General features: G+C 64.1%; 20 protein-coding genes and 2 pseudogenes. 17 read left to right on the forward strand and 5 right to left on the reverse strand.

Going from position 1 to position 21,068, the window contains the following annotated elements; all coding sequences use genetic code 11:
• Positions 1-92: 92 nt before the first annotated feature.
• Positions 93-1,156, forward strand: a protein-coding gene (locus tag ABUH87_RS11395) for an IS630 family transposase (protein WP_367770382.1) whose coding sequence is annotated in 2 segments (ribosomal slippage) — positions 93-584 and positions 587-1,156 — 1,062 coding nt in all. Because the reading frame shifts where the segments join, the coding sequence is not laid out codon by codon here.
• A gap of 51 nt (positions 1,157-1,207) precedes the next feature.
• Here ABUH87_RS11395 and ABUH87_RS11400 read toward each other — a convergent pair.
• Positions 1,208-1,792: pseudogene (locus tag ABUH87_RS11400) on the reverse strand (IS6 family transposase); the annotation flags it as partial.
• A 344-nt stretch (positions 1,793-2,136) separates the two neighbouring features.
• On the opposite strand from ABUH87_RS11400, the gene ABUH87_RS11405 reads away from it, so the two are divergent.
• From ABUH87_RS11405 to ABUH87_RS11450, 10 genes are all read left to right on the forward strand, one after another.
• Positions 2,137-2,496 (forward strand): MarR family transcriptional regulator, encoded by a 360-nt coding sequence (locus ABUH87_RS11405; protein WP_367773648.1) that lies wholly within the window; start codon positions 2,137-2,139, stop codon positions 2,494-2,496.
• A 31-nt stretch (positions 2,497-2,527) separates the two neighbouring features.
• Positions 2,528-3,553, forward strand: coding sequence for a phosphotransferase family protein (locus tag ABUH87_RS11410; protein WP_367773650.1), 1,026 nt, complete (start codon positions 2,528-2,530; stop codon positions 3,551-3,553).
• A gap of 39 nt (positions 3,554-3,592) precedes the next feature.
• Positions 3,593-4,909, forward strand: coding sequence for an acyl-CoA dehydrogenase family protein (locus ABUH87_RS11415; RefSeq protein ID WP_367773652.1), 1,317 nt, complete (start codon positions 3,593-3,595; stop codon positions 4,907-4,909).
• A complete protein-coding gene (locus ABUH87_RS11420) occupies positions 4,906-5,658 on the forward strand; it encodes an SDR family NAD(P)-dependent oxidoreductase (RefSeq protein WP_367773654.1) in 753 nt (250 codons plus the stop codon). The genes ABUH87_RS11415 and ABUH87_RS11420 overlap by 4 nt, the downstream gene beginning before the upstream one ends.
• Entirely contained in the window at positions 5,655-6,422 is a 768-nt protein-coding gene (locus ABUH87_RS11425) for a tyrosine-protein phosphatase (RefSeq protein ID WP_367773662.1), read from the forward strand. The genes ABUH87_RS11420 and ABUH87_RS11425 overlap by 4 nt, the downstream gene beginning before the upstream one ends.
• A 2-nt stretch (positions 6,423-6,424) precedes the next feature.
• Positions 6,425-7,648, forward strand: coding sequence for a CaiB/BaiF CoA transferase family protein (locus ABUH87_RS11430; RefSeq protein ID WP_367773665.1), 1,224 nt, complete (start codon positions 6,425-6,427; stop codon positions 7,646-7,648).
• 142 nt (positions 7,649-7,790) lie between these two features.
• Positions 7,791-9,020 carry an MFS transporter gene (locus tag ABUH87_RS11435; protein ID WP_367773667.1) on the forward strand — a complete coding sequence of 410 codons (1,230 nt, stop codon included), beginning with the start codon at positions 7,791-7,793 and terminating at the stop codon, positions 9,018-9,020.
• Between the two features lie 75 nt (positions 9,021-9,095).
• Complete coding sequence (locus ABUH87_RS11440) at positions 9,096-11,630, forward strand: TonB-dependent receptor (RefSeq protein WP_367773669.1); 2,535 nt, start codon at positions 9,096-9,098, stop codon at positions 11,628-11,630.
• 268 nt (positions 11,631-11,898) lie between these two features.
• Entirely contained in the window at positions 11,899-12,192 is a 294-nt protein-coding gene (locus ABUH87_RS11445; RefSeq protein ID WP_367773671.1) for a hypothetical protein, read from the forward strand.
• 212 nt (positions 12,193-12,404) lie between these two features.
• Positions 12,405-12,584 (forward strand): hypothetical protein, encoded by a 180-nt coding sequence (locus ABUH87_RS11450; RefSeq protein WP_367773673.1) that lies wholly within the window; start codon positions 12,405-12,407, stop codon positions 12,582-12,584.
• 190 nt (positions 12,585-12,774) lie between these two features.
• On the opposite strand, the gene ABUH87_RS11455 is transcribed toward ABUH87_RS11450, so the two are convergent.
• A complete protein-coding gene (locus tag ABUH87_RS11455) occupies positions 12,775-12,981 on the reverse strand; it encodes a helix-turn-helix transcriptional regulator (RefSeq protein ID WP_367773676.1) in 207 nt (68 codons plus the stop codon).
• 559 nt (positions 12,982-13,540) lie between these two features.
• Between ABUH87_RS11455 and ABUH87_RS11460 the strand changes: the two genes are divergently transcribed.
• The 3 genes from ABUH87_RS11460 to ABUH87_RS11470 all read left to right on the forward strand — a co-directional run bounded on the left by ABUH87_RS11460 (position 13,541) and on the right by ABUH87_RS11470 (position 15,663).
• The gene (locus tag ABUH87_RS11460; protein WP_367773680.1) at positions 13,541-14,425 is read left to right on the forward strand and encodes an ArdC family protein; all 885 of its coding nucleotides are present in this window, start codon (positions 13,541-13,543) and stop codon (positions 14,423-14,425) included.
• Positions 14,422-14,670, forward strand: coding sequence for an RNA polymerase sigma factor (locus ABUH87_RS11465; protein ID WP_367773682.1), 249 nt, complete (start codon positions 14,422-14,424; stop codon positions 14,668-14,670). The genes ABUH87_RS11460 and ABUH87_RS11465 overlap by 4 nt, the downstream gene beginning before the upstream one ends.
• 63 nt (positions 14,671-14,733) lie before the next feature.
• Complete coding sequence (locus ABUH87_RS11470; RefSeq protein ID WP_367773686.1) at positions 14,734-15,663, forward strand: HEPN domain-containing protein; 930 nt, start codon at positions 14,734-14,736, stop codon at positions 15,661-15,663.
• Here ABUH87_RS11470 and ABUH87_RS11475 read toward each other — a convergent pair.
• From ABUH87_RS11475 to ABUH87_RS11485, 3 genes are read right to left on the reverse strand one after another with little or no spacing between them, the layout of a single operon-like run.
• Positions 15,660-15,974: a hypothetical protein gene (locus tag ABUH87_RS11475; RefSeq protein WP_367773688.1), complete on the reverse strand. Its 315-nt coding sequence runs from the start codon at positions 15,972-15,974 to the stop codon at positions 15,660-15,662. The genes ABUH87_RS11470 and ABUH87_RS11475 overlap by 4 nt on opposite strands.
• A 60-nt stretch (positions 15,975-16,034) precedes the next feature.
• Positions 16,035-16,241: a conjugal transfer protein TraD gene (locus tag ABUH87_RS11480; RefSeq protein ID WP_367773690.1), complete on the reverse strand. Its 207-nt coding sequence runs from the start codon at positions 16,239-16,241 to the stop codon at positions 16,035-16,037.
• A gap of 16 nt (positions 16,242-16,257) precedes the next feature.
• Entirely contained in the window at positions 16,258-16,584 is a 327-nt protein-coding gene (locus ABUH87_RS11485) for a conjugal transfer protein TraD (protein WP_367773693.1), read from the reverse strand.
• 171 nt (positions 16,585-16,755) lie between these two features.
• Here ABUH87_RS11485 and traA point away from each other — a divergent pair, with 171 nt between their 5' ends.
• The 3 genes and pseudogenes from traA to ABUH87_RS11500 all read left to right on the forward strand — a co-directional run.
• Complete coding sequence (gene traA / locus ABUH87_RS11490) at positions 16,756-19,698, forward strand: Ti-type conjugative transfer relaxase TraA (protein ID WP_367773696.1); 2,943 nt, start codon at positions 16,756-16,758, stop codon at positions 19,696-19,698.
• Between the two features lie 245 nt (positions 19,699-19,943).
• A pseudogene (locus tag ABUH87_RS11495) lies at positions 19,944-20,851 on the forward strand (tyrosine-type recombinase/integrase).
• 5 nt (positions 20,852-20,856) lie between these two features.
• Positions 20,857-21,068 (forward strand): transposase zinc-binding domain-containing protein (locus tag ABUH87_RS11500; RefSeq protein WP_367773493.1); only part of this gene is annotated, 212 nt, incomplete at its 3' end.

Raw genomic sequence — 21,068 nt, forward strand, 5'->3', positions numbered from 1 at the left:
ATACCAACTTGCGTTGAGGTTGACTCACGAAGGGGATTCCCAAGGCGGTGAAAGTCTGAATCATTGGCGTCCTGCATCAGGAGGACGCGATGATGGGACAGGCGATCGACTTGCGGGAGGATTTCGACGGACCGGCGTTGCGGCGCCTGGCTCGTTTGTCGAAGAGCGCGCCCCAGGCGCGGCGGCTGTTGGCTGTGGCACAGATCTACGATGGGGGCAGCCGGAGCGAGGCGGCAAGGATTGGCGGCGTTACCCTGCAGATCGTGCGCGATTGGGTAATGAGGTTCAATGCCAGCGGTCCTGACGGGCTGCTGGACGGCAAGGCTCTAGGCAGACGATCGATCCTGAATGACGCGCAGCGCGGGGCACTGGTCGAAGCCGTCGAGCGCGGGCCGATCCCGGCAATCCATGGCGTCGTGCGCTGGCGGCTAATCGACCTGGTGCAGTGGTTGCACGAGGAGTTCGCGGTGTCGCTCGACGAGACCACCGTCAGCCGCGAACTCAAGAAACTGGGCTATGTGAAGCTGACGGCCCGGCCTCGTCACCATACGCAGAACGAACTGGCCATGGAGGCGTTCAAAAAAGGGGCTTTGCCGCCGAAGTGGCAAAGGTCAGGGCGACACTCCCGCAAGGCACACCCATAGAGATCTGGTTTCAGGACGAGGCCCGCGTCGGCCAGAAGAACACAATCACGCGCCGCTGGGCGCAGCGCGGCACCCGGCCCTCGGCGCCCAAGGACCAGCGCACCAAATCAGCCTACATCTTCGGAGCCATCTGCCCCGAACAGGGCAAGGGTGCCGGGCTGGTCCTGCCCTTCTGCAACACCGAGACAATGACGCTGCACCTGGCCGAGATCGCGCTCGCCGTCGCGCCGGGCGCGCATGCTGTGGTGCTGATGGATCAGGCCGGGTGGCACATGACCGGAAAGCTCGAGGTACCTGCCAACATCAGCATCGTTGCGCTGCCGGCCAAATGTCCAGAGCTGAACCCGGTAGAGAACGTTTGGCAGTTCATGCGCGACAATTGGCTGTCGAACCGCATCTTCACCTCCCACGACAACATCGTCGATCATTGCTGCGAAGCTTGGAACAGGCTCGTCGATCAGCCTTGGCGCATCATGACCATCGGCCGGCGCCAATGGGCACGTCGGTTCTAATCAGTGCAGGTTGGTATAAAGCAGCTAGGCGCCACGGTGGCGTCAAATGCTGCTCTTCATCTGCCTGAACCTGAGCGTGGCACGCACTCGTCGTCGAAACGGCACGTGCGAGTTTTCCACTCGATTGTCGGCCCAGCGTCCAACCTCCTGCGCCTCACGATCGCCAAGCTCGGTCATCGCTACACCGTAGGAGCGCAGGCCATCCGTTGTGATCGCCTCAGGCGGGCCATGCCCCTTCATCGCCTTCTTCATGAAGGTAAGTGCTGCCTGCTTGTCGCGGGTTTTGGTGACAAAGCTCTCCAGGATCTCGCCTTCCTGATCAACAGCACGCCACAGGTACACCATCTCACCGTTCAGCTTGACGTACATCTCGTCCAGGTGCCAGCGCCAGTGGCGAAACCCGCGCATGCAGCTGACCCGCTTGCGCCTGACTTCGCCTGCAAACATCGGACCGAACCTGTTCCACCATAGCCGCACCGTCTCGTGGCAGATGTCGATCCCGCGCTCGAACAGCAGGTCTTCCACGTTCCGCAGACTGAGCGGGAACCGCACGTACATGAGCACCACCAGCCGGATCACCTCTGGCGACGAGTTGAAGTAGCGGAACGGACTGGCAGGCTTGCGAGGACGGGGCATCGAACTGCCGTACCCTGCCCTTGTTACCAGCCGGTGCACTTGGTTTGACAGTGCCATTGGAAGGCCTCGTGACCGATCCTTGTCGCGCGGCGTTGGCGGCATCCGCGCCGCAGCCGTCACACGCCGGTATGGTCGTGACCGTCTCACCGAGCAGGGATCCTCGTTCAACTTGTAGTTATGGAACTTTGCCAGTTGACACCTAGGTTCCATATAGGCACTCTAATCCCATTATGACACATAGGTCCCTCCACCCCATCGCGGCGCTCGTCGATGAATTGCTCCGCTTGACGCCGCGTCTACGCGGCGTCTTTTCCGAGGCCGCTTCGTCGAAAGACCTAACGCCCATGGAAGCCACCGTGCTTTCGGCGACGATCGACGCCAGTACGCCGCCCACGGTCCCGCGCATCGGCCGCAGCCTAGGCAATCCCCGGCAGGTCATCCAGCGTGCGGCGAACAGCTTGATCGCCAAAGGCCTGATTCAGCCGATCGCAAACCCGGATCATCAGCGCGCACCGCTGCTGGTGGGGACCCCGGCGGGAGAGCGGGTCAAGGACGAGGTCGATGCGCGCGCGAAAGCCAGTCTGGACGTCCTCCTGTCCATCGTCACCCCTGAACGATGTGACATGCTCGTCGGTCAACTGCGCGACTTCCGGGTCGGCACCGAAGCCTATCTAAAAGATCACAAGGAACACCATCTTGGCTAACGGTCTCGACGAACTGGTGAACATCCCGAGATTGACCGCCTGGCTCGACGCGAAGCTGCCGCAGCTCGGCGACGGTCCGCTGCAGGTGGAGATGGTCCACGGCGGTTTTTCGAACGTGATTCTCAGCTTGGATCGGGGCAACGGCGTGATGATGCTGCGGCGGCCGCCGGTCACCCCGCCGCCTGGCAGCGAGCGCACCGCGCTGCGCGAGGCGCGGGTCCTGAGCGCGCTGGACAGGACCGCCGTACCGCATCCGCGCTGCTTCGCCAGCTGCGACGATCCCGACGTAATCGGAGCGGTCTTTTACGTCATGGAGCGAGTCGAGGGCTGGTCCGGCAAGATCGTCGATCGCCGGGCCGAACATCCGGCTCCGTTCGACCAGCCGCCGTTCGCCTGGCGCCTGCCTTATGCCGTGATGGATGCGCTTGTCGCTCTGGGCAACGTCGAGTACGAGGCTGTCGGGCTGGGGGATTTCGGCAAGACGGACCAGTTCCTGGAACGCCAGGTGGACCGGTGGTCCAGCCAGCTCGCCTCGTACAAGGATAAGTACGGCTACGCCGGGCGCGAGCTGCCTGGCTTTGCCGAGACGGAGCGCTGGCTGCGTGACAACACGCCGGTGAACTGGAAGCCGGGAATCATCCATGGCGATCTCGGCACGCCCAACATGCTGTTCTCCCACGAACATCCGGTGCGGGTGAACGCCTTGATCGACTGGGAGCTGTCGACGGTCGGCGACCCGATGATCGACATCGGCTGGTTCCTAGGCGGATTACGTGACGAACGCGAACCCGACGTGGTGCCTAACTCGATGATGGACGCCGCCAACATGCCGACGCGGCAGGAGCTTGCCCGTTATTACGCCAGCGGAACGGGCCGCGACGTTTCTATGCTGGATTATTACTTGGTGCTGGCGCGCTTCAAGGGCGGTTGCATCATGGAATACAAGGTCGCGCAGGCGGCCGCCGGCAAATTGAGCCGTGAGATCGGCGACTTCTTCGCCGCCATCGTCGCCGACAGTTTCGCCTCCGCCGCGGACATCGTCCGCAAGTACGGCTGACATCCCAAAGACACAGCCTCCGGCCATCAGGAGAGATCCATGATAGACTTTCGCGTCGAACCAAAATTCCAGGAAAAGCTGAAGTGGATGGACACATTTGTCCGTGAAGAATGTGAGCTCGTCGACCTGCTGTTCCCGCGTGCCGTCGATATGTACGACGTCAAGAACAGCAAGGCCCGCGACATCATCCGGCCGTTGCAGGAGAAGGTGAAAGCGCAGGGGCTCTGGGCGTGCCACCTCGGCCCGCATCTGGGCGGCCCCGGCTACGGCCAGGTGAAACTCGCGCTGATGAACGAGATCATCGGCAGGTCGAACTGGGCGCCCACCATCTTCGGCACTCAGGCGCCCGACACCGGCAATGCCGAGATCTTGGCGCTCTTCGGGACGGAGGAGCAGAAGCGCCGCTATCTCGATCCGCTGATGGCCGGCGAGATCGTGTCGTGCTTTTCAATGACCGAGCCCCAAGCCGGCGCCGATCCTAAGGAGTTCGAGTGCAAGGCCTGGGCCGAAGGCGACGAGTGGGTGATTGAGGGCGAGAAGTGGTTCTCGTCCAACGCACGCTTCGCCGAGTTCCTGATCGTGATGGCGGTCACCAATCCGGAGAACAAGCCGCACGAGCGCATGTCGATGTTCCTGGTGCCGGGTGATGCTCCGGGCATCGAGATCATCCGCAACAGCAAGATCATGAGCGATTCACCCGATCCGGACGACGACAGCGGCGCGCACGCTTACATTCGCTACAACAAGGTGCGGGTGCCAAAGGACGCGATGCTGGGCGAGCCCGGACAAGCCTTCAAAGTGGCGCAGGCGCGCCTAGGGGGCGGGCGCATCCACCATGCAATGCGGACTGTCGGCATGTGCGGTCGGGCGATCGAGATGATGCTGGAGCGCGCAGTCTCCCGCCAGACGCAAGGCAAGCGCTTCGCCGACCACCAGTTCGTCCAAGGCATGATCGGCGACTCCATCTGCGAACTCGAGCAGTTTCGCCTGCTGGTGCTCAAGACCGCCTGGCTGATCGACGAGTCCGAGGCGGGCCGGGAAGAGCATGGCGCCGCGCGTCCGTGGATAGGCATGTGCAAGGTCACGCTGGCCAAGGTGTTCCACGACATCGTCCACCGAGCCGTCCACCTGCACGGCTCGCTCGGCGCCTCGCTAGAGACACCGCTCTACAAGATGTGGGCCGGCATCCCGAGCCTGTCGGTGGCGGACGGACCGACCGAGGTGCACAAGATCCAGGTCGCCAAGCACTTCCTGAAGAAGGCGATCCCCGGCGACCGGCTGTTCGGCACCGATCATATCCCGACCCGGCTCGAAAAGGCAAAGCGCCACTTCGCAGCGGAGCTGGTAAACGCGTGATCCGCGATCCGCTCTTCGACTTCGGCGGAAAGGTGGCCCTCGTGACCGGAGGGTCGCGCGGATTGGGCTACCAGATGGCGCGCGGCTTCGCCGAACGAGGAGCGGACGTCATCATCGCCAGCCGCAACCTGGAGAACTGCGCACGCGTGGCCGACGAGCTGCGCGGCTTGGGGGTCCGCGCTCTGCCCATCTCGGCGCACCTGGGCCGCTGGGCGGAGTGCGATCGCCTAGCGGACGAAGCCTATCGCCTATTCGGCCGCGTGGACGTGCTGGTGAACAATGCTGGCATGTCGCCAGCGTCCCCGAGCGAGGAGGTGAGCGAGCGCCTGTTCGATGCGGTGCTCAACCTCAACTTCAAGGGTCCCTTCCGCCTATCGAGCCGGATAGCGGCGACGATGCGTGACGGAGACGGCGGCGCGATCATCAACATCAGCTCGACCGCGTCGCTGATGGCGGTGCCCGCGATTGTACCCTATGCCTCGGCGAAAGCCGCGCTCAATGCCATGACGGTGTCGCTGGCGAAGGAGTTCGCTCCCAAGGTGCGCGTCAACGCGATCTCCGCCGGGCCTTTCCTCACCGAGGCCCATGCGGACTGGACGGTGGACGATTGCGCGACCCTGGCAAGGATCCTGCCGGCCGGGCGCGTCGGTGACCCGGCCGAGATCGTCACGGCGGCGCTCATGCTCGCGAGCCCCGCCTCCGGGTTCACCACGGGAGCGCTGTTGCGCGTCGATGGAGGGCAGCGATGACAGCTTCCTCAACCGCACTCGCAGCGCTCAACTTCCGCGATCTCGGCGGGATTACTGTCGATGGCGGCCGGCTGCGCAAGGGCTTGCTCTTCCGGTGCGAAGGCCCGGCGAACGTGGATGCGAGCGCGGTGGCAGCGCTCGCCGGGCTCGGCATTCGTCTGGTCTTCGATCTCCGGTCTGCCGGCGAATGTCGCGGCCAGGCGGGCAATGCCGGATGGGGGCTGCGCGTGACGAGCTGCGACGTCGCTAACGATTTCCGGGCCCAAGGCGGCGCCGATTGGCAGGGCCGGGGTGAAGCGCTCGGCGGCGAACAGGTGCGATCGCGCATGCTCGACACCTATCGCGCAATGCCGGGCGCGCTGGCGAAGCATCTGGCCCCGTTGATCGCCACGATGGCGGCGGGCGAGATGCCGGTGCTCATCCACTGCACCGCGGGCAAGGATCGTACCGGCGTCCTGATTGCGTTGCTCCTGCGCCTGCTGGGAGCGAACCCGGAGGCGATCACGCGCGACTACCTCCTGTCTCGCAGCTTCGGCGCCGCCCCGCATAATCGCGCGCGCGTCCAGCGCCAGCTGGGCAAGATCCTGAACGCCACCATAGACGAAGCGGCGCTGGATGCCGTCATCGGTGTGGACCCAGCCTATCTCGCCGCCGCGATCAACACGATTGACGAGCGATGGGGCTCGTTCGACGCCTACTTGGCCGACGCGAACGTTTCTGCGGAGCAGATCGCCCGGCTGCGCGAACTCATGGTGGAGGCATAGTCATGCAGGTTCTCAAAGGCATCCGCGTCCTGGAAGTCGCGCAGTTCATCTTCGTGCCGTCGGCGGGCGTGCTGCTGGCAGAGTGGGGCGCGGACGTGATCAAGGTCGAGCACCCGGTCCGCGGCGATGCCCAGCGCGGTCTGATCCGCGCCCTGGGCCGCACCGTCAACGCCGATCGCAACCCGATGATGGAGCACGCCAATCGCGGCAAGCGCAGTATCGGTATCGACGTGTCCCACCCCGAGGGGCAGGCGCTGCTCTACGACTTGGTCAAGGACTGCGACGTCTTCCTCACCAACTACCTGCCCTCTCAGCGTCAGAAGCTGAACATCGACGTCGAGCATATCCGCGCCGCGAACCCGAACATCATCTACGTGCGCGGCAGCGCCCACGGCGAGCGCGGGCCCGAGCGGGAACGCGGCGGGTTCGATATCACAACGTTCTGGGCGCGAAGCGGCATCGCGCACGCAGTCACGCCGCCTGAACTCGACGTGCCGCTGATGCCCGGCGTGGGCGCCTTCGGGGACTCCATCGGCGGTATGACGATCGCAGGCGGCGTCGCTGCAGCGCTGTTCCACCGCAGCAACACCGGCGAGGCGATCGAGGTCGACGTCTCGCTGCTGAGCACCGCGTGGTGGGCCGCGGGCGTCACGCTCAACACCGCAAGCTTCGCGGGCGAGGCGCCGCGCAACCAGTATCCCAAGGAAGGGCCGATGCCCGGCAACCCGCTGGTCGGCTTCTATAAGACGCAGGACGGCGGCACGATCAGCCTCTTCACACTGCAGCCCGACTCCTATCTGCAAAGCTTCTTCGAGCATCTGGAACTAACGGAGCTCGCCTCCGATCCCGACTACAATACGGGCCTAGGCCTGATGGACAGGTGGCAGAAAGCGGGGGAGCGGATCGCGTCGGCTTTCGCCATCCGTCCGCTGGCGTATTGGCAGAAACGCCTCGCGACCTTTCCGGGGCAGTGGGCGGCGATACAAAGCCCCGAGCAATTCCTGCAGGATCCCCAGGCTCTCGCCAACGACATGCTCGTGGAGATCGAACCGTCTGACGGCGGGCCCGCCGTCCAGGTCGTGCGCGGGCCGGTGCAGTTCGGGGGGCGGGCGGAGGGCACCGGACGGGCGCCTCAAGCCTCCGAGCACACGGAGATGCTCCTGAGCGAACTGGGCTACGACTGGGATCGCATCGAGGCGCTGAAAGCGGCGGGCGCAATCGCCTGACCAGCGCTGCGAAGGCGCGTCGGCCGGGACCGATCGCCTAGGAACAGAGAACACGGAGCGAGGCGGAAGGGCCGCAAAGAGCCCTCCACCGAGCACCGACATGCACTCCAGCGGTGCGCGTCGATGGGGAGAGGAGAGCAGGATGAAGCCGGATTTCTGGATCGGATGGAGGCAGGTCTTCGCCAGCATGGTCTTGTTGGCAGTCGGCGCTGCCACCATCGCCTCGGCCTACAGCGTGGTCGCGGTCCCGCTGGCCAAAGAGTTCAACCCGTCGCGCATGGTTCTGATGTTGGCGATGACCGTAATGTCCCTAGTCTCGGCAATGCTCTCGCCGGTCCTCGGCGCCAAAATGGATACTTTGCCGATACGCCTCATCACGGCGACGGGCACCGCCTCGCTGGTTGCCGGCTACGTGTCCCTCTCGTTTGCGACATCCTTCAACCAGGTGCTCCTCGCCTATGGCCTGCTGATGGCGGCGGCCAACGTTCTGGTCGGACCCATGGCCGCCTCGGTCCTCATTTCGCGGTGGTTCGTCAGGACGAGGGGGTGGGCGCTTGGCCTCGCGATTTCCGGTGTGGCGATAGGCGGCCTCGTGTTCCCGCCCTTGATCCAGCTCCTGCTTGATGCGTTCGACTGGCGGACGTCTTTCCGCATCATGGCTGCCGTGATCGCGTTGCTGATGTTTCCTGCGGTGGCCATGCTGGTCGACCGGCCATCCGATCGCGGTTTGTTGCCCGACGGCGACACGCAGATGCCGATCGCGCGCCGGGACGGCGAGGCTTCCTCGGTGCTGTCGAGCCGGACAATCGTGAGCAGTTCTTCGTTCTGGCTGCTGGCGGTCTCCTTCGGCATCGTGCTGGCGGGCATGAAGGGCATGGTCACCAATCTCGTGCCGATCGCGCTGGACCAAGGGATCGGCGCGCAGAGCGCTGCACTACTCATCTCGATCTTCGCGGCGTCGGGATTCATTGCCAAGCTGGGCTTCGCCGCCTTCGCCGACCGGGTCGGCTCTCGCCTGCTCGTCATCGCCAGCCTGACCGGCTTCGGACTAGGATGCGCGACGCTGGTCGGCGCCGAGCACGGCTACGCGGTGATCGCGATCGGGGTGGCTCTGCTGGGCTTCTTCGGCGGCCTGGTCGTCCCGCTGCAAGGGCTCATCGTCCCGGACCTGTTCGGCCAGGCGAGCATCGGCAGGGCGACAGGGCTGCTGAACCTGGTCATCCTGGTCGCGCTGCTGATCACACCTCCGCTGTTCGGGATGATCTTCGACCTGACCGGCAACTACGACACGGCTTTCCTGACTTTCGGCATTCTCGCATCGGTCTGCGTGCTGGTGCTGCTGAAGGCACAGTTGAAGACCACGACCGCGTAATCGTGGCAAATCCACGTTCGGGCCTGAACCGGCCCAAACTGCAACATCGATGGTCCATAATGGGAGAGAGCAGTGATGATCGGCAATCTTAGGCAAATCGCGCTGACGACAACGGCGATCGGCTTCTTCCTGGCCCCGCCGGCGCAGGCGCAAGTCGAGGCCGCGAGCGACGTAAGCGGGGCCGAGGAGACCGACGCGATCGTGGTGACCGCCCGGCGGATGGAGGAGAACCTCCAAGATGTGCCGATTTCAATTACGGTCTTCAGTCAGCAGCAGATCGACAACCGCAATATTGTCAACGCAGCCGATCTTGCGATCTATACGCCGTCCCTCTCGCTGAACTCCCGGTTCGGACCCGAGAAGGCGTCCTTCATCATCCGCGGCTTTGTTCAGGATCTGGCGACCCAACCTTCCGTGGGCGTCTACTTCGCCGATGTCGTGGCGCCGCGCGCCGGTGGCTCGACTACGTCCGGCAACGGCGTGGGCGTGGGCAGCATGTTTGACCTGCAGAACGTTCAGGTTCTGAAAGGACCGCAAGGCACGCTGTTCGGGCGCAACACGACCGGCGGCGCCGTCCTTCTTGTCCCGCGCCGGCCTACCGACAAGCTCGAGGGCTATGTCGAGGGATCCTACGGCAACTACGACATGCGCCGGCTTCAGGCGGTCGCCAATATCCCGCTGGCCGACACGTTCAAGGTCCGTCTCGGTGTCGACCGCATGAAGCGCGACGGCTACCTGCGCAATCGATCCGGCACCGGTCCGGACCGGCTGGGTGACAGCGACTACATCGCAGCCCGTCTGAGCATCCTGGCAGAGCTCACGCCTGACCTCGAGAACTATACCGTCGCGACGTATAGCAAGTCCGACAACAACGGAATAACCTTGCGGGTTCTTGGCTGTAATCGGGAACCCGCGGCGAACATCGCGGCGAATGCCCGTCTGGCCTGTGCGCAGGTCGATCGTCAGAACGCTCGCGGCGACGGATGGTGGGACATTGAGAGCAACGAACGGGATCCCAAGTTCCAGGCGGAGACGTGGCAGATCATCAATACCACGACACTGCGTGCATCTGACACGCTGACGATTAAGAATATTGCGAGCTATGGCGAATTTCGCGAGATCACGCGGATGAGCCTGCAAGGTGACAATCTCGTCAATCCAGATGGCACCTTCGCAAAGGCCCTGGTGCAGCTCAACAATACGCCCGGATACTATAACAGCCGGCAGGCGACCTACACCGAAGAACTTCAACTCCAGGGCCGCGGCTTCGATGGCAAGCTGAACTGGCAGGCAGGCGGCTACTTCGAGAATAGCGATCCGCTCGGCGTCAGCTCGCAAGCGACCGGGATCGGCCTGAACTGTCCCAATCTCCAAGACTTGCAATGCAATGCGGCGCCGCCGCTGAACCTTCCCGCCGCCGGCCGGGTCTTCGTCAGCACCGTCTCCAGGCCGTTCCTCAAGGCGTCGTTCCGCAGCCGCGGGCTCTACGCGCAGGCGACCTACAGACTTTCGGACCTTCTGGCCGTCACCGGCGGGGTGCGCTACACCTGGGAGCGGATGCGGCACGACTACGCCAGCCAGACGATCGGCTTCCCGGCGACCAATACTCCGGTCTACTATTGCGGCAACTCCGTCAGGGTCCGCTACCCGGTGGGCACGAGTTCTCCGGTGAACCCCGGGTTTAACTTCCCGGTAGCGACCGCACCGTTAGGGTACGAGGCCTGCAACGTCACCTTCACCGCCAAGTCGGACCGGCCGACGTGGCTGATCGGTGTCGATTTCACGCCGACAGAGGACTTGCTGTTCTACGCAAAGTACGCCCGAGGCTACCGCGGAGGTGGCGCCGCCGGCGCGAACATCTACTTCGAGACTTGGGGACCGGAAAAGGTCGACACCTACGAGGCAGGCGCCAAGGTCACCTTGCGCGGCTCCAGCGCGCGGGGCTACTTCAACACGGCCGTGTTCTATAATGACTTCAGCGATCAACAGATCGCCGCCTCGCTGATCCGCGCTGCCACCAGCCCACTTCTCGGCGGGAACGCCATCATCAACGCCGGCAAGTCGAAAATCTGGGGCATCGAAGCCGACGCCGCCGTGACGCTGTTCGACATCTTCCGTGTGGACGGCGGCTACACCTACCTCAATGCGCGCCTGAAGGAACTCGATCCCTCCACTTACGCGCTGGCGCCCGAGCAGCGCCTGGTCTGGGCGGATGTTCGCCCGACGGCGTCGCCGAGCATTCGTGGCGGCCGTCTGGCGTTTTCGCCCAAGCATCGCCTGAGCCTCACCGGCACCATCCTTCTGCCAGTGGATGAGAGCATCGGCGATGTTTCCCTGGGCGCCACCTACGTCTACACGAGCAAGCAACTGGCCGGCACGGCGACCGCGCCTCAATATCAACTGCTGCCAAGCTCGCAGCTGGTGAACCTGAACGTCAATTGGAACAAGGTGATGAACTCACCAGTCGACCTTGCGTTGTTCATGACCAACGCGACAAACGAGAAGTTCCATTCGGCGATCGCGAACGCCTGGGCGTCCTATGGGTTCGAGGCCGGCATCGTCAACGAACCGCGGATGTACGGTGTGCGGCTGCGATATTCCTTGAGGTAGGTGGCGGGCTTGCCGGCTGGCAGGCTTTTTCAAGGAGTAATCGCGAACACCCGGATGCGCTCGCGTGCTGTGCGGCGTACCCGGGTTTTCTTGCCACCGTACGGATCATACCAGAGGCTGGTTTGGTCGACTCGGTTGCTCAGAGCTGGGCCTGCGAAATCCTGGGGACCCGGACGCTGCTCCCGGGTGGTCTGTGCCGCCGATCAGTGTCGATTAGCCTACCCGATATTCAAAAGTCCAACTTCTGGCATGCACGCAGATGTGCGGGATGACGCTCCACGGCGACCTCATGGAGGTGCTCGACGGCAATGTACCATTGACGGTCCGCCCCCGCCTGGCATCGGTCAAGATCCTGCTCGATCCAGGCGCCAACAATCCCGATCTCTACGGCGCGATCACCGCGCAGTCGATCGCGCGAGCCGAGATCGTTGCTCCCAATCGTCCTCGCGCCATCTGCGTCGCCATCACTGCCTTGGCGATCGTTGCCACGGTCGCCCGTCTTCTTGATCAGCCAAGCTGGACGCGATCACCTTCGGACGCGACGACGTCCAGCGCTTCATGACCGCCGCGGTGGGCAAATTCCGCGACCAGATCGTCGCAGGCCGACTATCCTGCGCGCAACGACACCATGCCGATCGAAAGTCCAGCCCAGGCCTGGAACGCGCTGACCGTCGGCGCCTTCACCGAGCGCACGGTCATCGCCGCTTCCTGCCTTTGCCGGCTGGAATGCGCTTGGCCTCGCGGGCGATAATTATCCAGCGGAGCCGCACGTCGGTGAGCTGGAACCGTGAATGGCCCATGAAGCCCGACGTGGTGTTGGAATGCGGCAATATCGGCCACGATCCCGCGACCGGGAATGGCGACCATGTCGACGATCTCGCCCTGCTCACCATCTATCGCAGGACCGTCGGGCAAAGGGCAGCTTTCAAGGTCGATTGCGCGGCCTTGGAATGACTGGAATTAGGACGCAATAGCCGACCGGCCAGTTTGCGCGACCGAATGGCAGGTTCCAGCAAGAACTGACGCTCACATCAACGACGCTAAATGTCTTGAGTTGGTCGGGTGCTGCCTCAAGGCCATCGACAACTCCAATGTCCGCTTACCGCAATCAAGTCATTGTTTCCGGACAGTCACCAAGGTCGACTTAGCTGCCCTCGACGGTGTAGAACATCGGGTTCTGCAACCACTCGTTGATGGCGGACTCGCGCCAACCCGTGCATCGCTCTGCGATGCGCACTTGCCTTGGGAAGGTGCCGCCCTGGATCTTGCGGTAAAGTGTCGCCCGCGAGAGGCCGGTGCGGTCGAGCACGGCCTTGAGGCGGAGGATACGGTCGGTTGATGTACCGGACATGGTGGCGTCTCCTGAGCTGAAGTCGGTTGTCCTGTGCCCCGGTGCACGAGACTTGAGGCAGCTCCGGCGCCGGTCAAGGTGGGGGAGCCGTTCTGATCCCAACGTCACCCAACAGCACCCTCAGGGCAGCACTGAGTGCTTCTGCCAGTTAAGTAGAAGGTGGTCTTGGCGTCTCAGGGCTGAGCCCTGACCGCGCTCTACCTGCGCTGCGCTACGGCCGAGTCGCCTCTCGGCGTCTCGTCGGCAGAGCCGTGACGATCGCATGACGCATTCCGGCCCGCTGTTCGCAAAGCCGGTCGAGCTGCTTTGCAGCTCGCCAGCGGTCGCCGCGTTAATCGCGCGGCGGCGTTGGCCTTTGGCGGTATCAAGGTGACGGGGGGCGTCGCTACCCGTTAGCCCCGCCTCGCCGGGGCGCAACCCGTGCCGCTTCGCTTCCGGGTCCTCCATTTCATTGCGGCCTTGCAGGTGCGCCCCGCCTTGGCCGGCGGGGCTTTGGGTCCGCTCCTGCCGCCCCACGCCACCCTGGCGCCGGTCAATGGCGGTTTGAGGAGTGAAGGACATGAAGGACCATCGTCAGAGCCTCTACGCCGAGGTCACGCAGCGGATCATCACTGAGCTGGAGGCGGGCAGGTTGCCGTGGGTGCAGCCGTGGGATGCAAGCCGGTGTGCCTGCACGATGCCGGGCAATGCGGTGTCGGGGCGCGGGTACTCCGGGATAAACGTGTTGATCCTATGGTCAGCAGGCGTGGAGCAGGGCTTCACCTCGCAGCGCTGGCTGACGTACCGGCAGGCCGAGCAGGCGGGCGGACATGTGCGTCGCGGCGAGAAGGGCACCGTCATCTGCTATGCTGATCGCTTCACGCCAAGGGACGAGGTCGACAAGGCACAGAGCGAAGATCGTGAGGCGAGGACGGTTGCGTTCCTCAAGCGCTTCGTGGTGTTCAACACCGACCAGTGCGAGGATCTTCCAGACGCGCTGATCGGCAGCACTCTGCCGCTCAATCCGATCGTCGCCGTCGAGCAGGCCGACAGGATCATCCAGGCGAGCAGGGCAGACGTCCGGATCGGGTGCGGTGAGGCCTACTATTCGCCGGTGCAGGACTACGTGGCGGTGCCGCCGCAAGCTGCCTTTCACGAGCCCATCAACTGGTACCGCACGGCGCTGCATGAGCTGGGTCACTGGACCGGACACACCAGCCGCCTAGGGCGCGATCAAGCTGGCAAGTTCGGGACTGGCGCGTATGCCAGAGAGGAGCTTGTCGCCGAGATGGCAAGTGCGTTTGCGTGCGCTTCGCTCGGCATCGTGCCGACAGTGCGGCATGCTGATTACGTCGGTGCCTGGCTCGAAGTGCTGCGCGCCGACGAGAAGGCGATCTTCCGGGCAGCGAGCGCGGCGAGCAAGGCAGCGGAGTTCCTGCTAAGCTGCGGGGAGGCGCAAGCATGAGCGCGCAGCGTCCCTCGCGTGCCTTTGTGCGCAAGGCCCATCGCGCATTTGGCTGCATGACCGACCTGCAGCGAGAGCTGTTCCTGGCGTTGCGGTTTGAGGAAGGTGTGACCCGTTCCGAGCTGGCGCGGCGCCATGGCATCACCGAAGCGGCAGTGGATGCGCAGTTCGTCCAGGCGCTGATCATCTTCTCGCGCAGCATCCGCGAGCCCGAGCCCTGGTGGTGGCGCTTGTGGCCGTGGTGATCAGCAAAGGGACCCGAGCGATGGCTTGCCATCGCTCGGGCATGCCGACAGGGTAGGGCCACGATGCGCAACGATCTCGATCATCTTCCTCCGGCCAAGCAGCGCGAGCTGGAGCGCGTGGTGCAGATCGTCTTCGAGGAACTCGAGGACTCGTTCGCGCTCGCGCAGCACGAGTGGAAGAAGAAGGGCCGGATCCTCAAGGTCATCCTTTACGGCAGCTACGCGCGCGGCACCTGGGTCGACGAGCCGCACACCGCCAAGGGCTACAAGTCGGACTACGACCTGCTGATCATCGTCAACGACAAGCGGCTGACCGACCGGATCAAGTACTGGTCCAAGGTCGATGATCGGCTGATGCGCGAGTACGGCGTCACCGCCGCGCTCAAGACACCGGTCAACTTCATCGTCCACACCTTGCAGGAGGTGAACGATGGGCTGGCGCATGGCCGCTACTTCTTCATGGACGTCGCCCGCGACGGGGTCGCGCTCTACGAGAGCGACGACACGCAGCTGCACCAGCCCAAGCCGAAGACCCCGCACGCCGCCTTGGAGATGGCGAAGGAGTATTTCGAGGAGTGGGTGCCAAGCGCGGTTGAGTTCCTGGAAGGTTACAAGTTCTACATGGAGCGGAGGAGCTGGAAGAAAGCAGCCTTTCTCCTCCACCAGGGCACCGAAGCACTGTACCACTGTGTTTTGCTCGTGACGACCTTCTACACCCCCCACGTGCACAATCTCGGCTTCCTGCGCACGCAAGCCGAGCGCCTCGATCGACGGCTTACATACGTCTGGCCCACCGACACTCGTCAGCAGCGCGCGATGTTCGAGAAGCTCAAGGAAGCTTACGTCAAGGCGCGTTACTCCCAGCACTACCGGATCAGCGCGGAAGAGCTGAGCTGGCTGGGCGAACAAGTCGAGGAACTCGGGCGCGTGGTTCAGGCCGTCTGCTCCGAGCGGATCGCGCAACTGGAAGCGGCGGCCCGCGAGGCCAGCTAAGGGAAGATGCCGGTCAGCTGCACACTTGCACCCTCGCCGAACCTGGCGCGGTAATCCTGCTCGTAGAGCTGCTGAACCTGCTTGGCCGCTTTCACCGCTCGCGGCCGGATGAACCCCAGGACGACGAACATGCCGCAGAGCGTCAGGAAGCCGATCATCAACGGATCTCGCATCAGGGTCTTGTCGGCGCTGAAGATGGTCCAGGTAAAACTGAAGCAGACCACTGTGGCTACGCCGGTTGCCTTGTAGAAGCGGTCTGCGATCACATCCATCCGCTTCTGGTAGTGCTCGTGCATGGCGTAAGCATCCATGATGACATCCTAATTGTTCGTCGTGCACGTGCTACGATACACGGAACGGCATGCGGAAGATCAATCGTCAGCCGCAAAGGCCCGCTTGCCGCGCCGCCGCCATAGCGTCAGCACAGCCTCGCGATCCTCGCTGCGCAGCCGTGCCGCTGCTTCGGTAAGCAGTGCCAGCATCACTGTCCGATCATCATCGACGAGCTCCACCAGACCAGCCTTAACCACCAAGCCGCCCAGCTCGATCAGCTGCCGAGTGCGCTCGCGTCGCTTCACCTGCCACCCGCGCGTGTCATGCCGCGCCTGGCTCGCTGCTAGGCGGTGGCGTGCTGCCTGCGCCCGACGCAGCGCCACCCGGCTCGCGGCCAGCGCTGTCACCAGCACCTGGCCGCCCGCCTGAAAAGAAGCCGGCGCCGCGTTTGCGCCACGCCTCCTTCATGGCGTGGTCATGGGTGGTGACGGCAGCGAGGAGGGCACCGGCAAGCTCTTCGGATGTGAGCGCATCGGCTCCAGTTGCGATCACCAGCTCGCCCAGCTGGCTCTGTCGCCGGGACTTGAGTTGCCGCGCCTTGAGCTCAAGCGCCTTCAGCTCCGAATCATAGTCACGAGGTTTGCGCATCTGTCCGGCCTCTCGTAGTGGTGACGGACGGCCCAGTTATCGCCGCTCTCGATCAGTCGCAATGCGGTGAAATCTCCTGAGATTTCGCATTCCCGAGAGTGATGAAATCTTTCGAGGGCGCGCTTATACGTCGTGCCGACGTCGCTTTTGGGGTGTAAGTGGTTTGCCGTCATGGCGATCTACCACTTCTCGGCCAGGGTCATCTCCCGCGCTTCCGGCTCTTCGGCCGTGGCAGCGGCCGCCTACCGCTCGGCCTCGCGGCTGCACGACCAGCGGCTCGACCGTGCCCACGACTTCTCCAACAAGGCCGGCGTGGTCCACTCCGAAGTCATGCTGCCCGACGGCGCACCCGAGCACTGGCAGGACCGAGAGTGCCTATGGAACGATGTCGAGGCCGCCGAGCTGCGCAAGGACGCGCAGCTGGCGCGCGAGATCGAGTTCGCCATTCCGCGTGAGTTGGACCAAGCCGAGGGCATTCGCCTGGCGCGCGACTTTGTTGCCCGCGAGTTTGTGGCGCGCGGCATGGTCGCTGACCTCAACGTGCACTGGGACATGGGCGAGGATGGCCTGCCCAAGCCGCACGCGCATGTGATGCTCGGCCTGCGGCAGGTTACCGAAGAAGGCTTCGGACCCAAGGTGCGCGAATGGAACAAGACCGAGCTGCTCACCCACTGGCGTGAGGCCTGGGCGGACCACGTCAACACGCGGCTCGCCGAACTCGACATCGATGCCCGTGTCGATCACCGGTCCTTGGAAGCGCAAGGCATCGAGCTTGAACCGCAGCACAAAGTCGGTCCGGCCGCCTCGCGCATGGCGGGGCAGGGGCTCTCCAGTGAGCGGCTCGACGAGCATCATGCGATCGCGTGGGAGAACGGGACACGGATCCTTGCTCGCCCAGAGATCGCGCTTGAGGCGATCACCCACCAGCAGTCGACTTTCACCACCCGCGATCTCGCCAAGTTCGTGCACCGGCATAGCGAGGGCAAGGACCAGTTTGACGAGGTGCTCGCGGCGGTTCGTGCTTCGCCCGAGCTGGTCTCGCTCGGCAGGGATGGCCGCGGCGAAGACCGCTTTACCTCGCGCGCCATGATCGAGACCGAGCGGCGCCTGGAGCGCGCGACCATCAGGCTGGATGCGACACGCAGCCATGGCGTCGACGAACGCCATATCGAGCGCGCGTTGGCTCGTGCGCAATCGGGTGGCATGGTGCTCTCGCCCGAGCAGCGCGGGAGCCTTGAGCATGTGACGAGCGGTCGGGGGCTCACCAGCGTTGTCGGCTATGCCGGCACTGGCAAGAGCGCGATGCTGGGCGTGGCACGCGAGGCATGGGAGCATGCGGGCTACGACGTGCGTGGGCTCGCCTTGTCCGGCATCGCGGCCGAGAACCTCGAAAGCGGCTCCGGGATCGCCAGTCGCACCATTGCCAGCATGGAGCATCAGTGGGGGCAGGAGCGCGAGCTTCTGACCAGCAGATCGGTGCTCGTCATCGACGAGGCCGGCATGATCGGTACGCGCCAGATGGAGCGCGTGCTTGCCGAGGCCGAGAAGCGCGAAGCCAAGGTGGTGCTGGTCGGGGATCCAGAGCAACTGCAGGCGATCGAGGCGGGTGCGGCCTTCCGCTCGATTGCAGAACGGCACGGTGCGGTCGAGATCACACAAGTTCGTCGCCAACGTGAGGACTGGCAGCGCGATGCCACGCGGCACTTGGCGACCGGGCGCACCGGAGAGGCACTCGCCGCCTACGAGCGGGCAGGGCACGTCCATGCGGCCGAGACCAGGGATGCAGCTCGCACCCATCTCATCGAGCGCTGGGACAAGGACCGGCAAGCGAACCCCGATGCGAGCCGCATCATCCTCACCCACACCAACGAGGAGGTGCAGGCGCTCAATGAAGCCGGACGAGGGCGCATGCGCCAAGCAGGACAACTCGGGGAAGAGGTGACGCTTGGCGTGGAGCGTGGCACCCGCGACTTTGCCCGCGGCGATCGCGTCATGTTTCTCAAGAACGAGCGCAGTCTTGGCGTGAAGAATGGCTCGCTCGGCACTATCCGGAGTGTCAGCCCGATCAGCATGGCGGTCATGCTCGACGATGGCCGGGCCGTCGCGTTCGATCTGAAGGACTACAATCAGATTGATCACGGCTACGCAGCAACGATCCACAAGGCGCAAGGCATGACCGTCGACAAGGTCCATGTGCTCGCTACACCCGGACTGGATCGACATGGTGCCTATGTCGCGCTGTCGCGTCATCGCGACAGCGTCGATCTGCACTACGGCGGCGACGACTTTGTCGATCGTACCCGCCTTGTGCGCACGCTTGGACGTGATCGCAGCAAGGACATGGTGGCGGATTACACGCGAACGGCTGATGCGGCCCAAGCAGCGCCGCGTAGGCGCGGCATCTTCGATGGCCTTGAACTAGGCAAGGCACAGACCAGGACAGCGCACCACACGCCCGACCACAATCATGGGAGAGCCAACGCCCCCTTGCCATCGCACTCCCGCGAGCTGGGGCCGGATAAGCGGCCTACGGCTGCCCTGGTCACCGCCTTGGAGCAGGTGGCACTTCCACCGGAACTCGCACCGGCGGTGGAGCGTCACGGCAAGATCGTTTCGGCCATGCGCTTTGCGCGATCGGTGGGCGACCCTTACACCCCGGACCAACGCAGCGAACTCGCCAAGAGCCGCGCCGCGCTCGATGCTTTGCGGCCCCACGCCTGTCGCGATCTCGAGCAGGCCATGGCAACCCATCCGCGGCTGATTACCGATGCTGCACAAGGCAAAACTCAGGCGGCCTTGCGCGCCATGCAGCTCGAAGCGGAAATGCGTACCGACCCGGTGCTGCGAGCCGATGTGTTCGTCCAGCGTTGGCAGGCGCTCGACCTGCAGCGCAGATTGCTCCTGCAAGACCATGAAAGCAGCCGCGCCCATCGGGTCGCTGACACAATGATCGGGATGGCCAAGAGCCTTGAGCGCGATCCCCAGCTGGAATCACTGCTACGCCAGCGGAGAAGCCACTTCGGCCTGCCCGAGATGCCAACGCGCAGCATGGGGCAGAGCCTCGCTGATATGGTGGGCAGAAGCCGCAGCAGAGGGATCGAGATCGGGATGTGAGTTCACAGGCCGAGGTGAACAGGAGGCCAAGAGAATGGCCGAGAGGCCAGACAGTTCGGAACAGCGGGCTACGAATGCGAAAAGCCGCTATCAACAGTTCGGCGTTGGCGGCAGCTCGCGACCACTGCACGAACCCGCTGCGCGGGAGGGTCGCTTGGGGTGGCGTAGCGTAGTATTGTCCAGGCTTTAGGCAGGGCGGCGTCTCCTTCTGATCGTGGAGTTCCTTCAACGCAAAGGAACTCACGATGGACACTGTCACGACCGCCGCCCCGAACACGTCACTGCGCCAGCGGATGTTGCAGGATATGCAGATGCGTGGCCTTGGGGAGCACACGCAGAAGGATTACATCCGCCACGTTCAGCGCTTCGCTGCTTTTCTCGGTCAGCCCCCCGATGCCGCTACCCTCGAAGATCTTCGGCGCTTCCAGCTGGATCAGCATGAACGCGCCGTTGGCCCCGCGACCATCAATGGGGCCGTGTCGGCACTGCGTTTCCTCTTCGGTATCACCCTCAAGCGGCCGGAGATGGCGCTGGGGCTTGTCGTCATTCACGTCGCGCCCAAGTTGCGGGTGGTCTTGAGCGTCGAGGAGACCGCGCGGCTGCTCGAGGCTGCGCCAGGCATCAAGTACAAGGCAGCCCTCAGCGTGGCCTATGGCGCGGGCCTGCGGGTCTCGGAGGTTGCCCACCTCAAGGTCGATGACATCGACAGCGAGCGCATGATCATCCGTGTCGAGCAGGGCAAGGGACGCAAGGACCGCAATGCCATGCTCTCTCACCGCACCTGCTGGATTTGCTCCGGCAATGGTGGCGCGAAGGCAAACGCCGCGGGGTGATGTTGCCCCATGGCTGGCTGTTTCCCGGCCGCAGCGGCACGGATCCGGTCTCGGCTCGCCAGTTGCACCGCGTGGTGCAGGAGGCGGCCGAGCGCGCCGAGATCCACAAGCGGGTAAGCCCGCATACGTTGCGGCACTCGTTCGCCACTCACCTGCTCGAGCAGGGCGTCGATATCCGCGTCATCCAGGTTTTGCTGGGACACGTGAACATCAACACGACCGGCATCTACACTCAGGTGTCGAGCAAGACCATGCGGGCAGTGACCAGCCCGCTCGACCAGATCGTTGCCGTGATGGAAGGCAGGTCACCCCCCGGCTGAGCGCGGTGCGCGCCTCACTCGAGGTCGCCGATATCTTCCGGAGTGCAGGGCCCGCCTATCGCGCAGCCCATGCCGGGCATCTCAGTCTCGGCCAGCTCAAGGCCATGACGGCCATCGAGAACTGCCGCACCGCCGCTCTGGGTGGTCACGTCGAGGCCTGCGACGACTGCGGGCATTGGCGGATCGCCTACAACTCGTGTCGCAACCGGCATTGCCC

This window comes from Novosphingobium rhizovicinum (genome assembly GCF_040813635.1).
In the GTDB taxonomy this organism is placed as follows: Bacteria; Pseudomonadota; Alphaproteobacteria; order Sphingomonadales; family Sphingomonadaceae; genus Novosphingobium; species Novosphingobium rhizovicinum.